At 73.1% G+C, this 14,838-nt stretch carries 12 protein-coding genes; 4 read left to right on the top strand and 8 right to left on the bottom strand.

Translation table 11 applies throughout. The annotated features are described in order from the left end of the window. Window positions 1–23 precede the first annotated feature (23 nt). The 3 genes from LDL48_RS00985 to LDL48_RS00975 are packed head-to-tail and all read right to left on the bottom strand — an operon-like array spanning window position 24 to window position 4,046. Complete coding sequence (locus LDL48_RS00985) at window positions 24–686, bottom strand: response regulator transcription factor (protein ID WP_225253013.1); 663 nt, start codon at window positions 684–686, stop codon at window positions 24–26. Next, the gene (locus LDL48_RS00980) at window positions 683–1,840 is read right to left on the bottom strand and encodes a sensor histidine kinase (protein WP_225253012.1); all 1,158 of its coding nucleotides are present in this window, start codon (window positions 1,838–1,840) and stop codon (window positions 683–685) included. Before LDL48_RS00980 ends, LDL48_RS00985 begins: the two co-directional genes overlap by 4 nt. 22 nt (window positions 1,841–1,862) lie before the next feature. Beyond that, entirely contained in the window at window positions 1,863–4,046 is a 2,184-nt protein-coding gene (locus tag LDL48_RS00975; RefSeq protein ID WP_225253011.1) for an MMPL family transporter, read from the bottom strand. 225 nt (window positions 4,047–4,271) lie between these two features. On the opposite strand from LDL48_RS00975, the gene LDL48_RS00970 reads away from it, so the two are divergent. Continuing rightward, window positions 4,272–4,676: a hypothetical protein gene (locus tag LDL48_RS00970; protein ID WP_225253010.1), complete on the top strand. Its 405-nt coding sequence runs from the start codon at window positions 4,272–4,274 to the stop codon at window positions 4,674–4,676. Beyond that, a complete protein-coding gene (locus LDL48_RS00965; protein ID WP_225253009.1) occupies window positions 4,673–6,754 on the top strand; it encodes a tetratricopeptide repeat protein in 2,082 nt (693 codons plus the stop codon). Before LDL48_RS00970 ends, LDL48_RS00965 begins: the two co-directional genes overlap by 4 nt. On the opposite strand, the gene LDL48_RS00960 is transcribed toward LDL48_RS00965, so the two are convergent. Further along, window positions 6,683–7,000, bottom strand: a complete 318-nt coding sequence (locus tag LDL48_RS00960) for a hypothetical protein (protein ID WP_225253008.1) — start codon at window positions 6,998–7,000, stop codon at window positions 6,683–6,685. The two genes, LDL48_RS00965 and LDL48_RS00960, sit on opposite strands and share 72 nt — an antisense overlap. After that, window positions 6,997–8,187 (bottom strand): hypothetical protein, encoded by a 1,191-nt coding sequence (locus LDL48_RS00955; RefSeq protein WP_225253007.1) that lies wholly within the window; start codon window positions 8,185–8,187, stop codon window positions 6,997–6,999. Before LDL48_RS00955 ends, LDL48_RS00960 begins: the two co-directional genes overlap by 4 nt. A 206-nt stretch (window positions 8,188–8,393) precedes the next feature. On the opposite strand from LDL48_RS00955, the gene LDL48_RS00950 reads away from it, so the two are divergent. Next, window positions 8,394–11,258 carry an AfsR/SARP family transcriptional regulator gene (locus LDL48_RS00950; protein WP_225253006.1) on the top strand — a complete coding sequence of 955 codons (2,865 nt, stop codon included), beginning with the start codon at window positions 8,394–8,396 and terminating at the stop codon, window positions 11,256–11,258. Between the two features lie 546 nt (window positions 11,259–11,804). Further along, entirely contained in the window at window positions 11,805–11,993 is a 189-nt protein-coding gene (locus tag LDL48_RS00945) for a hypothetical protein (RefSeq protein ID WP_225253005.1), read from the top strand. 3 nt (window positions 11,994–11,996) lie between these two features. Here LDL48_RS00945 and LDL48_RS00940 read toward each other — a convergent pair whose 3' ends face one another. The 3 genes from LDL48_RS00940 to LDL48_RS00930 all read right to left on the bottom strand — a co-directional run bounded on the left by LDL48_RS00940 (window position 11,997) and on the right by LDL48_RS00930 (window position 14,817). After that, window positions 11,997–12,902, bottom strand: coding sequence for a formyltransferase family protein (locus LDL48_RS00940; RefSeq protein WP_225253004.1), 906 nt, complete (start codon window positions 12,900–12,902; stop codon window positions 11,997–11,999). A 167-nt stretch (window positions 12,903–13,069) separates the two neighbouring features. Beyond that, complete coding sequence (locus tag LDL48_RS00935) at window positions 13,070–14,281, bottom strand: hypothetical protein (protein WP_225253003.1); 1,212 nt, start codon at window positions 14,279–14,281, stop codon at window positions 13,070–13,072. Beyond that, a complete protein-coding gene (locus tag LDL48_RS00930) occupies window positions 14,278–14,817 on the bottom strand; it encodes a SigE family RNA polymerase sigma factor (protein WP_225253002.1) in 540 nt (179 codons plus the stop codon). The genes LDL48_RS00935 and LDL48_RS00930 overlap by 4 nt, the downstream gene beginning before the upstream one ends. Between the last annotated feature and the right edge of the window lie 21 nt (window positions 14,818–14,838).

Below are 14,838 nucleotides of genomic sequence, written 5' to 3'. Positions count from 1 at the left end.
CCCCGATAGTCAATGCCCGCCGCTCAGCGCACCCGGACCAGCCCCTGCTGGTAGGCGACGACGACCAGCTGGGCGCGGTCGCGGGCCCGCACCTTCGTCATCGCCCGGTGGATGTGCGTCCGGACCGTCAACGGGCTCACCACCAGCCGCTCGGCGATCTGCTGGTTCGACAGGCCGTGGGCGGCCAGGGCGGTGATCTCGCGCTCCCGGTCGGTCAGCGTCGCCAGCGACCCCCGGGGCGGCCCGCCGGCGCTGCCCGGACCGGACAGGAAGCGGTCGATCAGCGCGCGGGTCGCCGACGGCGAGAGCAGCGCCTCCCCGCCGACCACGGTCCGGATTCCGGCGAGCAGCCCCTCCGGCGTGACGTCCTTGCCGAGGAACCCGCTGGCCCCCGCCTCGAGCGCGCGGGCCACGTACTCGTCGGTCTCGAACGTGGTCAGGATCAGCACGCGCGTGCCCGCCAGGTCGGGCGTGGCGCAGATGCGCCGCGTCGCGGCCAGCCCGTCCAGGACCGGCATCCGGATGTCCATCAGCACCAGGTCCGGCCGGAGCCGCCGAGCGAGCTCGGCCGCTTCCGCACCGTCCGCGGCCTCGGCGACGACCGTCATGTCCTCGCACGAGTCGATCAGCAGGCGGAACGTCGAGCGCAGCAGCGCCTGGTCGTCGGCGAGCAGAATCTGGATCATCGGGCTACCTGGTCTTCCTGCCATGGGGCCAGCGGGATGGTGACGGAGACCTCGTACCGGTCAGGACCGGCCGGGCCCGCCCGCACCGACCCGCCGACCGCCAGCGCCCGCTCGCGCATGCCGATCAGCCCGTAGCCGCCCGTTCCCGCGGGACCGGGGCCGGCCGAGGTGTTGACCACGCGAGCGGAGAACTCCTCCGCGCCGTACGCCAGCGAGATGGTGACCGCCGGGCGGACCGCGTGTCTGGTGACGTTCGTCAGCGCCTCCTGCACGATCCGGAACGCGGTGAGGTCGACCAGCGCCGGCAGGCGCCGCGGCGTCCCGGCGCACACCACGGAGACGTCGATCCCGGCCCCCCGGCAGCCCTCGACCAGATCCGGCAGCTGGTCGAGGCCGGGCGCCGGCGTGGTACCCGCCGGCGGGTCGTCGCCCGGGTTGCGGAGCAGCCCCACGGTCGCCTTGAGTTCCCGCAGGGCCGCCGACGTCGAGCCGCTCAGCCCGGTGAGCAGTTCGGGGACCTGCTCGGGACGCTTCGCCAGCAGATGGGCCGCGGTCCCGGCCTGCGCGTTCGCGACGGCGAGGTGATGCGCCACGACGTCGTGCAGATCACGCGCGATGCGCAGGCGTTCCTCGCTCAGCCGGCGGCGCACGTCGTCGTCCCGGCCGCGTTCGGCGTCCTCGGCGCGGGCCTGGACCATCCGCAGGTACGCCCGCTGGGCATGGGTCATCCGTCCGGCGAACACCGCCGGCAGCAGCCACAGGGCGACGCCGACGGTCCGCAGGAGCAGGGACCCGCGCGTCGGGTCCGGGTCGCCCAGCGTTCCGCTCACGATCACCGCGCTCACCGCGATCCCGGTCCACCAGGCGTCCGCCGCCGGGCCGGCGAGAACCGTCAGCCGGTACAGGCATCCGATCAGCGGGGCCAGCAGCAACGGCGTCGGCAGGTAGCCGGCCGCGCAGGCCGCGGCCGCGCAGCCGATCGCCACGACGGTCGCGGCCCGGGGGTGGCGGACGGACGCGAACAGCGCCACGCTGGCGACCAGGCTCAGCACCGCACCGGGAAGCAGCTCGGCCGGCCGGAAGATGCCCTCGGTGCTGAGGCTCACGCCGAGGGCGGCGAAGACGAACGCGACCAGCGCGGTCAACACGTTCATCGGACCGACGGTACCCGGTTGATCAACGCGCGCTCAGCGCGTGCACCGGCTCCGGCTCCGGCCGCTGCCGGTTCAGCGACTCGCCCTCCACGTCGACGCGCGGCAGGACCCGGTCCAGCCATCGCGGCAGCCACCAGGCCCGCTCGCCGAGCAGGTGCAGGACCGCGGGCACCAGCGTCAGGCGGACCACGAAGGCGTCGAAGAAGACCGCGCAGGCGAGCCCGAGGCCCACCATCTTGATCAGCGGTTCGTCGGCCGCCGCGAACCCGCCGAACACCGCGATCATGATCACCGCGGCCGCCACCACGACCGTCGAACTCCGCTGGAAACCGGTGACGATCGCGTCGCGCGCCGGACTGCCGTGCGCGTGGGCCTCGCGCATCCGCGACACCAGGAAGACCTCGTAGTCCATCGCCAGCCCGAACACGATGCCCACCAGCAGGATCGGCATCAGGCTCAGCACCGGCCCGGTCTGCTCGACGCCCAGCAGGTCGGCCGCCCAGCCCCACTGGAACACCGCGACGATGACGCCGAGCGCGGCGAACAGCGACAGCAGGAAGCCGAGCGCCGCCTTGACCGGAATCCAGACCGACCGGAACACCACCAGCAGGAGCAGCACGGCCAGGCCGATCACGACCGCCACATACGGTACGAGCGCCGACCGCGTCTTGCCCGCCATGTCGATGTCCAGCGCGGTGCTGCCGGTGATCTCGTACCGGACCTGTCCGGCCGCCTGCACGCCCGGGCGCGCCGCCCGCAGCGTCTGCACCAGCTTCTCGGTGCGTTCGTCGGTCGGCCCGGTCGACGGCACGGCGGTGAGGATCGCCGTGTCGCCCCGCTGATTGAAGGTCGCCTTCGACACCGACACCACGCCGCCGGTGGCCCGGACGCTGTCCGCCACGGTCGCCACCGCGGCCCGCGGGTCCGCGGCACCCCGCGCGTCGACCACCACCGTCAGCGGACCGTTGTACCCGGGGCCGAACCTCTCGGCCCGCAGGTCGTACGCGCGCCGCTGGGTCTCGGTGACCGGCAGCGACGCGTCCCCGGGCGTGCCGAGCTGCAGCGACACGGCCGGAACCGCGATCGCGGCCAGCAGCGCGACACCGGTCAGGGTGAGCACCAGCGGGCGGCGCAGCACCAGCCGGACCCAGGAGCGCGCCACCGAACGGCGGGCCGGGGAGTGCGCCGCGCCACGGCGGTGCGCCCGCGCCAGCACCCGGTTCGGCGCGAAGCCCAGCAACGCCGGGACCAGGGTCAGCGCCACCAGGACGGCCACCACCACGGCGCCCGCGGCGGCCAGGCCCATCTTCGCCAGGGACGGGATCCCGACCACCGACAGGCCGGCGAGCGCGATCACCACGGTGGCCCCGGCGAAGGTGACCGCCGAGCCGGCCGTACCCACCGCGCGACCGGCCGCCCGCTCGGCGTCGTCGTCGTGGCCGTGGCGTTCCTCGCGGAACCGGGAGACGACGAACATCGCGTAGTCGATGCCGACCGCCAGCCCCAGCATCAGCGCGAGCATGCCGCTGGTGATCGCCATGCCCAGCGGGCCGGCCACCACCCAGACGCCGAGGAACGAGATGGCCACCCCGAGGACGGCCGTGAGGAGCGACAGACCCGCCGCCACCAGCGAGCCGAACGTCATCACCAGCACCACCGCGGCGACCGCGACACCGGCGAGTTCCATGGCACTCATCCTGGTGCCGGTCTTGAGCGCCGAGCCGGACATCTCCGCCGTCAGTCCGGCACCGCGCGCCTGTTCCACCGCGCCGGCCAGCGCGGCGCGGGACTCCTCGGTCACCTCGGCCGACGGCACCCCGTACGACACCGACGCGAACCCGGTCGAACCGTCGGCGCTGATGGTCCCGTCGGCCGAGGGCGGGACCACCCGCGACACCTGGGCCCCGCCGGAGACGGTGGCCAGTACCGCCTCGACGGTCTTCGCGTTCGCCGCGGAGGTCAGCGCCTGACCGGGTGGGGCGACGAACACGATGGTCGCCGCCGCCCCGTCCGCGGCGGCGCCGGGAAAGCGCTCCGCGATGAGGTCGAACGCCTGCTGCGACTCGACTCCCGGCATCGTCGCCCGGGCGCTGACCGGCCCCTCCGCCCGGGTGGTGAGCAGGACCGCCCCGCCGAGGGCGAGCAGCCACAGCGCGACCACCACCCACCGCCGGCGATAGGAAAAGCGACCTAGACGACTGAGCATGCCTGCCATGGCGCGACACTCCACTCCTCGGTGAACGTTGCGCCCAGCCTCCCGGCCCGGCCCCGGTCGCGTCGTCGTGCGGCTGCAGGCTCCGGATACGAAGATCGCAGTACGGCCGACGCAGGTCCGGTGGCGCCGCGAGTTACTGTGCGAGATCGCATCGATGCGCACCGTTGCCGTTCTGTGCGAGACTGATGGGCGGATGCTGGCTTGGGGGAGTGCGACATGGCTGATCCGATCATGGTTGCGGTGGCGACGGCGCTCGCGGTCCGAACGGCGGAGATGGCCGTCGCGAGCGGGCCCGTCGCCTGGCAGGCGCTGGTGCAGCTGGTGCGCCGCCGCTTCGCCGCCGACCGCACGGCGCTGACGATGCTGGCCGAGGCGCAGGCGCAGCCGGACGATCCGCAAAGGGTGCAGGCCCTGGCCGGATCCATCGACCGCATCGCCGCCGAGGACCGTGAGTTCGACACCGAGCTGCGCGCGTTGTGGGCGCAGGTAGGCCAGCAGGTGCAGGGCGAAAACTCGGTGGTGAACCAGAATTCCGGCACCGTCACCGGTTCGCTGTTGCAGGGCCGGGACTTCACGATGAACGGCAACCTGTACCTCGGTGGGTCCACGCCACCTCGATGACCGGGCACACCAACGCCGTCGACGGCACCGTTGTCGGGGCGGTGGTGCAGGCGGCGACCGTCCACGGCGGGGTACACGTTCATCAGGCTGCGCCGGCACCACCGCGCCAGCTGATCGCGCCTCCGACGATCTTCGTCGGACGGGATGCCGAGCTGGCCGCGCTGAACGCCACGGACGCGTCGCCGGTGATCCTGACCGGTCCGGGCGGAGTGGGAAAGACGACGCTGGCCCGGCGGTGGGCGCACGACCTCAGTTCGCGATACCCCGACGGCCAGCTCTACCTGGATCTGCAGGGATACAGCGAGTCCACCGCGGTGGACCCGGGCGAGGCGCTGGGTGTTCTGCTGCGCGCCGTGGGCGTACCGTCCGAGCGGGTGCCGGCCACGGTGGCCGAGCAGAGCGCTCGCTTCCGGTCGCTGACCGCCGGCCGGGCCCTGCTCGTCGTGCTGGACAACGCGTTCTCGGCGGCGCAGGTCCGGGTGCTGCTCCCGGGTGCCGGTCCCAGCCTGGTGCTGGTCACCAGCCGGTGGCGGCTCGCCGGCCTGGTGATCGACGGTGGTGCCGAGATCGAGGTGCGGCCGTGGAACGAGGACGATGCGGTCGCGCTCCTCGAGCGATCGCTCGGCGCAGAGCGGATCGACCGCGAGCGCGCCGAGGCCCGGGCACTCGCCCGGATCTGCGGCGGCCTGCCGTTGGCGTTGTCCGTGGTCGCCGCCCGGCTCGCTGCGCGTTCGAAGCACCCACTCGCCCGGCTCGCCGCCGAACTGGGCGAGGAGTCACATCGCCTGGCCGGTCTGCGCACGGTCGACGGGGTCTCCGTTCGCGGTTCCCTGGATCTCTCCTACCACGGGCTCGACGCCGCCGTGCGGGCGGTGTACCGGCGGCTCGCGGTGCTGCCCGGCCGCGACCACGGGCCGGGTGTGGTCGCCGCCGTGGGCGGCTCGGCCGAACGCGCGAGCGCCGCGATCGACCGGCTCCTCCAGGCCAATCTCCTGGAGGAGCCGGAGACCGACCGCTTCCGCCAGCACGACCTTCTCCTCCTGCACGCGCAGCACCGTCTCGACGCCGACGAGTCGCCGGCCGCACGGGACGGTGCCCGGCGGGCCGGCATCGAGTGGTACCTGGCCGCCGCGGCGGCGGCAGACCGCGCGATCACCCCGTACCGCCGCCGCCCGCTCCGGTACGAGTACGCCGGTGCGCCCGTGGCGCTGCCGTCGTTCACCCGGCCCGGCGAGCCGGTAGGCTGGCTCGACCACGAGCGACCCAACCTGCTCGCGGCCGGGCGGATGGCTCTGGCGTACGGCTGGAACGACCTGGCCTGGCACCTGTCCGACGTGCTGTGGCCGTTGTTCCTCTACCGGACCCACCGCCGGGACCGGATCGCCGCCGACGAGCGTGGCGTGACGGCCGCCCGGTGCTGGGGGAATCGCTGGGCCGAGGCGGACATGCGTAAACGGCTCGGCGACGCCTACGCGGGAAACGGCCGGGAGTCCGAGGCCGAGGACCAACTGCACCTGGCCGTCGCCGCGTTCCGGGACGCCGGCGACCCGCTCGGCGTGATCGACGCCGAGGAGCGGCTCGCCTCGCTGTATCGCGATACCGGCCGCGAGCCGGAGGCGGTCCGGATGTACCGGCGGCTCCTCGCCGCCAACCGGGCGACCGGCGACCCGCGCCGGACCGCCCTGACCCTGGTTCGGCTGGGCGGGGTGCTGACCGCGACGGGTGCACCGGCCGAGGCCGTCGACCACCTGGTCGAGGCCCGGGCCATCTTCGGTGAGCTGGGCGACGCCGACCCCTACAACCGGCAGCGCACCGAGATCGCGTTGGCGCGGGCGTACCTGGCCCAGCACGAAACCGCCGAGGCGGCGGAGACGGCGGCCGGCGCCGCGGCCGGAATGCGCGGTCTCGGCTCGCCGTTCGAGGAGGCGCAGGCCTTGGAGGTGCTGGCCCGCGCCGTCCGGCTCGGCGGCGATGCGGCCGGCGCCGACGCGCACGCGGCCCGTGCGTCACGTCTCTATGCCGGTCTCGGTCTGCCCGGCCCAGATGGCGTGGAAGGCGAGGGCGGCGCTGCGCACTGACACCGCCGGTTCGAGACGGACCGCCACCGTGGCGCCGTCCCGGGCGCGTGCGTTGACGAGGCGGCCGGGTGTGACGATGACGGCGAGGGTCAGGCCCGGGTACCGCGCGAACAGGGCGGCGAACTGCTCGGACCGGGGCCGGCCGTCACCCGCGGTGATCAGGACGTCGGCCATGCCGGTCGCCCGCCCCGGTCGGGTCAGCGGCGTGTCGTCGCGCACCACGTACGGATCCACCGGGCGCCTCATGGGACGGGCACCGGCTCGACCCGGCGATGCCTGCCCGGCGGGGACAGGTGGAGCAGGCGGTAGAGGACACGGCGCAGGCGTTCGCCGGCCTGCCCCGGGTGCGAGGTGACGCGGGCGGCGACGGCGCCGGTGTCCAGCGGCCGGGCGTCGCGCAGTTGCGGCTCCAGCGGGTCGTCGAGTCGCAGCCGGCCGGCCTTCTGCCCGACCAGGTGCTGCGCGGTGCCCGGCGCGCACCGCTGCGGCCAGTCCCCGTCGAGGCGGAGCGTCGGCAGGCCGGCGGCGGCTGCGTACGCGGTGACCGAGCCGTGATCACCGATGACGTGATCCGCCGCCGCGACCAGCGCCCGCCAGTCCTCGGTGGGTGCGGGCAGGATCAGCCCGGCGGCGCGGCAGTCGCCGGTCCACGCGCGCACCTGCCGCACGCCGTGCGCCCAGATCGCCGGGTGCAGCAGCGCGGCGACCCGGTACCGGCCGGCCGGCAGGCCGGTCATCAGGCGCGGCAACAGGTCGTGGGCGGCGCCGAACGACCCGTCCCGTCCCCAGGTCGAGCTCACCACGACGAGCCTTTCGGCGTTGCCGATGCCCAGGGCGTGACGATAGCGGTCGCGCTCCGACAGGCTCAGGAGCAACCGGTCGTAACAGATGTCCCCGGTGACCACGGCGACGGCCAGCGCCGGTGGGCACTGTCTTCGGAGGATCTCCCGCTCCGCCCGGTGCGCGAGGAGCAGGGCGGAGGGCAGCACCCGGCCGGCCCGCAGCAGTTCCTGCGGCTCGAGGCCGTAGACCGGGGGATCGGTGACGATCGGGCCGCCCCGGCTCGGTGGGCGGGCGGTCTTCCCGTGACCGGCGCCGTGCGCCATCAGCACCACCGGGGCATGGATCTCGGTCAGGCCGCCGGAGGAGGCGGCCAGGGCGAGGTGGAAACTCTCCCGGGTGGCCTGTGCCCACGGCACGACCAGCGCACCCAGCTCGCGCAGATAGCCGTCGACCCCGTGGTTGAAGACGTCCGGAGCCACGGTGAAGACGACCTGCACACGGGGGTCGGTCTCGATCAGGTCGACGACGTCGAGCAGGCGCTGGCAGCTGACCACGGTGTGCGCGACCGCTAGAACGGTTCGGCAGCCGCCGCGACTGACCCACCGGTCCGCGTCGATGCCGATTGGCACACTGGCCCATTCACGATTCATGGTTCCGCCCTAGTCCGGTCCGGCAGTTGCGTGACCAGGCTGCGGCGCCGTCCGGACAGGACGGTGGCCAATGAGCTTGCAATTCACTTGCACGAGAACTAGCAATCGCGTGTCCGATATTACGCACAGCGAACAGCGCGGATTGGCGGGAAACCGGAGCGGCCAACACACTGAGTAGTGGGGTCATTACGGTGGGGGTGCTTCGGGTGTGGTTCGCGATACTTGGTCCGACCGAGCTTCACGTCGGGGGAAAGGCGGTCCCGCTCGGTGCGGCGAAGCAGCGGGGGCTGCTGGCCGTTCTCCTGCTGTACGCCGGAAAGCCGGTGGCCGTGGACCGGCTGACCGACCACCTGTGGCCGGACGGCGGCACGGTCGACCGCCGGCAGACCCTCTACTCGATGGTCAGCCGGCTGCGCTCGGTTCTCGACCGCAGTGGCGTCGAGCATGAGCTGGCCCGGGTCGGCGCCGCGTACCGGCTCGACGTCGATCCGGCCACCGTGGACTTTCATCAGTTCCGCACCCTCGTCGAGCAGGCGCGCACCGCTCTGGGGAGCGATCGGCCCGTGGAGGCCGAGTCGGATCTGGTGCGGGCGGTCGGGCTGTGGCGCGGCGATGCCGTCGCGGACCTCCGTGGGTCCGCGGCCGAACACCTGCGCCGGCAGATCACCGAGGCTCTGGTGGACGCCCACCGGCTGCTGGCCGACGCCCGGCTGCGCACCGGCCGGCACCACGCGGTGCTGGTACAGCTGGAGGAACTGGTCCGTGAGTACGACGTGGACGAGTCGCTCGCCCGGCTGTGGATCAGTGCACTGTGTGCGGTTCGCCGGGAGGACGACGCGCGGCGGTACCTGGCGCAGTTCCGCAAGCGTTTCCGCCGTGAACTGGGGGCCGAACCGTGCATCGACCTCGACGTGATCCGGGCCCGGCCGCCGTACGGCGCCGACGCCCGGCCGCGTCAGCTGCCGTACGGCATCCCCGGCTTCGTCGGCCACGAAGACCTGCTCACCGAACTTGATCGCCTCGCCGAGCCGGGCGTTGACCGGCCCCACGGCGTGATCATCACCGGCATGCCGGGCGTGGGCAAGACGACCCTGGCCGTCCACTGGTCGCAGCGACGTGCCGGTCTGTTCCCCGATGGGCAGCTCTTTCTCGACGCCGGCGCGTTCGGGCCGGGCGAGCCGATCGCTCCCGGAGAGGCACTGGCGCACTTCCTGCATGCTCTCGGCGTGCCGGAGGAGCGGATCCCGGCCGGGAGCGACGATCGGCGGCACCGGTTCAACGAGGTGCTGGCCGGACGCCGGGTGCTGGTGTTCATCGACAACGCCGCCGATTCGGCTCAGGTACGCCCGTTGATTCCGGCGGTACCCACGTGCCTGGCCATCATCACCAGCCGGCGCCGGCTCAACGGCCTGACCGTCCGCGAGGGCGTGCACCAGTTCGTCGGGCAACCGCTCGGCGAAGCGGAGGCCGGTGCGCTGCTGACCCAGTTCGTCGGTGCGCGGCGGGCCGCCGCGGAGCCGGCGGCGGTGTCCCGGCTGGCGGCGATGGCGGGAGGCCTCCCGCTGGCACTCCGGATCGTCGGGGTGCAGGTTGCCGAGCGCCCCCGGGCCGGCATCGCCGAGCTGGCCGCGGAACTGCGGGACCGTCTGTTGTGGGCCCGCGCCGAGGACGACGACCTCAGCACCGTGTTCGCCTGGTCGTACCGTTCGCTACCGGCGGAGGCGGCCCGGGTCTTCCGCCTCCTCGCCCTCCACCCCGGCGCGCGGATCAGCCTGGACGCCGCGGCGGCGCTCGCCGGCGCGGACGCGCGGGAGACCATGCCGATCCTCGACCTGCTGGCCCGGATGAACCTGGTGGAGCACGACACCGCCCGCCACTATCGACTGCACGATCTGCTGCGCCAGTTCGCCGGCGCGATGGGCCAGGCGGAGGATCCGGCGGCGGAGACGGACGCTGCCCGAGCCGCGGTCCTCACCTGGTTCCTGCGCTCGGCGACGAACGCCGCCGCGCTCCTGTCGCCGCAGCTACCGCCGGTTCCCGACCTGCCTCCGGCGCCCCCGGGTGTGATGGAGTTCGCGACCGAGGGTGCCGCGATGGCCTGGTGCCGGTCGGAGCGGCAGAACCTGGCGACGGCCGTGCAGCGGGCGGTCCGGCATGGTCTGCACCGGCACGCCTGGCAGATCCCCGCGGCGGTGCACGATCTGTTCACCCGCACCGGTCGTTACGACGATCTGGTGCAGATGAACCAGATCGGTGCCGAGTCGGCCCGGCGCGACGGTCACGCCTACGGTGAGATCGCGAATCTGAGCAACGCGGGGTACGCGTACTGCGGCCTCCACCAGTTCGCCAGCGCCATCGCCCCGCTGACGGCCGCGCGGGCGCGTGCCGCGGAGGCCGGCGATCCCGCTGCGGAGAGCGTCTGCGCGCACAACCTCGGCTCGGCCTATCTCAACCTCGGCGACACCGGCCGGGCGGTGGCCATCTATCAGGAGGTGCGGGCCATCTCGCGGCGGCTGGGCAATCAGTTCGGCGAAGCGGCGACGTTGCATCGCCTCGGCGACGCCTATCGCCGGGAGGGGCGACCGGCGCTCGCGCTGGCCGCCTACCGGGAGGCGTTGCGCCTGCGGACGAAGATCGGGGCGGAGCGCTCCCAGGCTCTCACCCACACCGAGCTGAGCCGGTTCCACCTCGGTGCGGGACACCACGACCTGGCACACCGGCATTGTGCCGCCGCGCTCGCCGTCTACGACCGGATCGAGGACCCCGCCGGTGCCTGCGACGCCCTGATCACCCGCGCGGACATCGCCCGGGCCGAGGGCTCCGCCTTCGCGACGGTGTATGCCGAGACGGCGGTGGCCGCCGCCGCCGACCTCGGCGACTCGTTCCGGCACGCCGAGGCGCTCGCGGTGCTGGCGGATGCCCTGGCCGGGGCGGGTTCCCTCGCCGCCGCCATCCGGGTACGCGCCGAAGGGCTGGCCCTCGCCGCCCAACTGTCCGGACCGGATGCCGCGCCGCTCCGGGAGCGACTGCGGACGACGACTTCGGTCGCGGCGCCGGATCTGTTACGCTAGTCTCATGCCGAGTTGCTTGGCGACTAGAGGTTAGGGCAGCGGAAAGGGGCTGCGAGGCAAGCGCCGCGCAGCCCCCGGGGTGGTGAAGTGTCATGCGGAGGGAAATCGATCCAACACGCTGAGTGTGACGGTCACCAGAACCACCATGAGATACATTGCAGCGGCGTCAGGGCGATGGCCAGGTGGTTGGCCGCGTCTATAAGTTGTGGCACGAATTGCACGTAAGCTGCTCCCCAGCTAGACATCGACGTCAATGTTCGGCATCGAATTGTCCGGTCCGACGTCCTAGATCAGCTTAGCGTTGCGTGGCGGCCTGGATAGAGCAGGTTCGAATCGTTACTTTTCGTTGTCCTTGCCGTTCCCGTGTCCGATGACCACCGTTGGCTCCTGGACCGGGAAGTTCATGGCCAGCGATCGGCGGGCCCCGCCCGGCCTGACTTCCTCCACGCTCGCCGCTGGCATGGTCGAGCGGATTTGGCGGTTTCGTCCTCGCAGGGCGCGTTGCCCGATATCGTGTCAATCACACCGCCTGACCCGGAGGAACACGTGACACAGCTGTTGGATCGGGAGCACATCGGTGCCTATGCGCCGCCCGCCCTGGAGCGGCTCGGCCTACTTCGGGACCTGACCAGGGGTGCCGGACCTGGCGGGGAGCTGATCGTGATGGCGACCGGCAGGACCGTCTCCGAGTGGTCCGATGCCGTGATCCAGGACGCCCCGGCCATACCGGTCTAGCCTTCAACGGTCCCGACCGTGCGCGGCGTCGGCCCGGTGGGTGTCCGGCACCACGACGGGAAACCCGGTCACCGGTTCACCCGGGGAGCCGGCCACCGTCACCGGGCCGGCAGGGAGCGTCCACGCCGCGTCCACGGCCAGTGGTGACCACGTCTCGAAGAGCGCGGCGGCGCGTCCGGAGCCGGCCAGTTCCTCGTGCGCCGGCCGGTCCACGGCCGCCGAGGCCAGCAGGTGGAGCGGAAAGCGCTCGTCGTGCGGCACGCCGGCCGGCCGCTCGCCACGCCGGATCGCCTCCACCACGTCCACCATCAGCTCGGCGGCCAGCTCGTCGACGGCCGTCTCCAGATCCCGGAGCGCGGCCGGCCCGGCCGGTGCCGGCAGCAGGCGGCGGGCGATGACCGGGCCGGTGTCGATCCCGGCGTCGACGAAATGCACGGTCGCGCCCAGTGCGACCTGCTTCTCGAGCGAGTAACCCACCACGCCGCAGCCGCGGACCCACGGCAGCAACGCCGGATGCGCGTTCAGCACGCCCACGCCCGCGGTCGCGATGATGTGCGGCCGCAGGATTCCGCCACCGCCGAGCACGAGGTAGTCCGGCGCGAGCCGCTGCAGGTCCCGCTGCAGCCGGCAACTGTTCACCTCGCCGGTCGGCACGACCCGCCGGCACCTGGCCGCGAGCCACCGGTGGTGCCGGCGGTACAGGTTGATCCTCCGCCGGGCGGCCCGGACCACACTGATCGGCCAACGCGCGAGCCGGTGGACGCCACCCTCGTCCGGCCGGGCCGACGGTGGCCCGAAGCCGCCGGTGAGGACGAGCACCGCGTCGAGTTCGATCCCGCGCCGGTGCAGGCGATCGAGGAGCAGCCGCCCCCGCGGTCCCGCGGGCGTGGTCATGACGATCCGGATCACCACCCGAGGGTACGGAGCCGCGCACCCGCCGGGGCCGCGTGACCGGGATTCCGTCCCGCCGGGTCACCCCATCGGGGCACCGCGCCGGACGACCCGCCGGCGTACCCGTGCGGCCCGCCCTCCGGATGAGAGCGGGCCGCACGTGCCGAGCCGGCCGGGGGGCCCGGTCAGCGGCAGCGCCACCGGACCGGCTCGTTGCCGACCTTGTTGGCCACGCTGTAGACGCTGTATCCGGCGGCCGATCGTCCGTCCCGGCTGAACGCCCGCACCTGGTACTCGCGGCCTGCGTCGATGGGCAGATCCGTGGTCACCTTGCCGGACCGGATCGACGGAGACCTGCCGTTCACGCTCAGCACCGCGCCGTCCGCCGACAACAGGATCGACGATCCCTGGCCGGCGTCCAGCCGCTCGTAGCGGTTCGTGGCGATGTCGTAGGTCAGGGTGGCGAACGTCCGGGTCTCCCCGTCGTCGAACACCGCCACCCCGGCCACCGTCCCGGCACCGATCGACTCCGGCGAGAACAAGATCGCCTTCTTGCCGTTGACCTCGGGCAACGGCAGCGTCCGGCCGGTGCCGTCGGGCAGCCACAGGTGCCCGCTGCCCTCGCCCCGGTCCGACGGCTCGGCGACCGTGCCGACCACCATGCCGTCCTCGTCGACCAGCATCGCCCTGCCCTCGGTCATGCCGCGGGGCAACGGCAGCTTCTCCGGGGCCGCGCCGGGCGCCGCCCAGCGGAGCGGGTACCGCTCGAGCTCGCCACCGCCGCTGCCGACGATGACGCCCGCGTTGTTGATCGACGAGGCCGCCGGGTTCTCGCCGTCGAGCGCGGTGAACTTCCCGTCCCGCAGGACGAACGCACCGGTGCGGTCCTCGCCCACGTAGCTGGTGCCGACGCCGACACCGGAGGTGTTCAGGTCCTCGATCGTGGCGTCGGAGCCGGGCATCGCCTCCGTGGACAGGAGCTTTCCGTCCCGCCACACCACGGTCCGGACCTCCTCGCCGGGCGGGTACACCCGGCCGGCCAGGTACCGCCCGGTCGGGTCGCCCGAGGTCACCAGGGCCTTCTTGACCCGCCCGGTCGGCAGCTTGCTCATCGTGCAGGACAGTTCCCGTGACGGCTGGGTCGCCGGCACCGGGGCGACGACGCTGGGCAGCGGCTCAGGGCCGCGATCGTCGTCGCGCAGCGCCGTGGCGACGGCCGTACCGCCGCCCGCGGTCACCAGCGTCACGGCGGACACCGCGGCCGTCACGGACCAGCGCCGCAGCCGGCGCCGTCGCCGGCCGTCGGCCATCGCCCGGTCCACGTCGTATGCCGGGAGGCCGTAGGGCTCCCCGCGCAGCGGTTCGAGCAGTCGCTGCGGGTCATCGTCCTTGTTCATCGTGTTACCTCTCCTGATCGGTGCCGGGCGATGACGGGGGTGGGGATGCCGGGACGCTCGCCGAGCACCTCACGGAGACGGTGGAGACCGTGTGAGGTCTGGCTCTTGACCGTGCCGGCGCTGCATCCGAGGATCCGGGCCACGTCCTGCACCGACTGGTCGCAGAGGTAGCGCAGCACGAGCACGGCCTGCTGCCGCGGGGGTAGCCGGCGCAGGGCCGCCCGTACGGTCTCGCGGTCCTCGTACGAGCCGCCGGCCGCCGGTTCGGGATCCGGTGGCCCGCCGACCAGCCGGACCTTCCACCAGCCGCGCCGCCGGTCGTCGAGGAACGCCCGGACCAGGATCGTGTGCACGTACGCGTCGAGATTGTCCGCACGCACGGCCCGCGCCCACTGGGCGTAGAGCTTGGTCAGCGTCTCCTGCACTATGTCGTCGGCCTGGTGCATGTCGCCGCCGAGCAGATACGCCGTCCGGCGCAGGGCGGGTAACCGCCCCCGCACGTAGGCCAGATATTCACCGTCAGACCCGCTCGGCATCGTCGCCGCTCCTTGTCGCCG

Source organism: Jidongwangia harbinensis, from assembly GCF_020216025.1.
In the GTDB taxonomy this organism is placed as follows: Bacteria; Actinomycetota; Actinomycetes; order Mycobacteriales; family Micromonosporaceae; genus Actinoplanes; species Actinoplanes harbinensis.
This window is presented reverse-complemented; position numbering and strand designations above follow the sequence as displayed.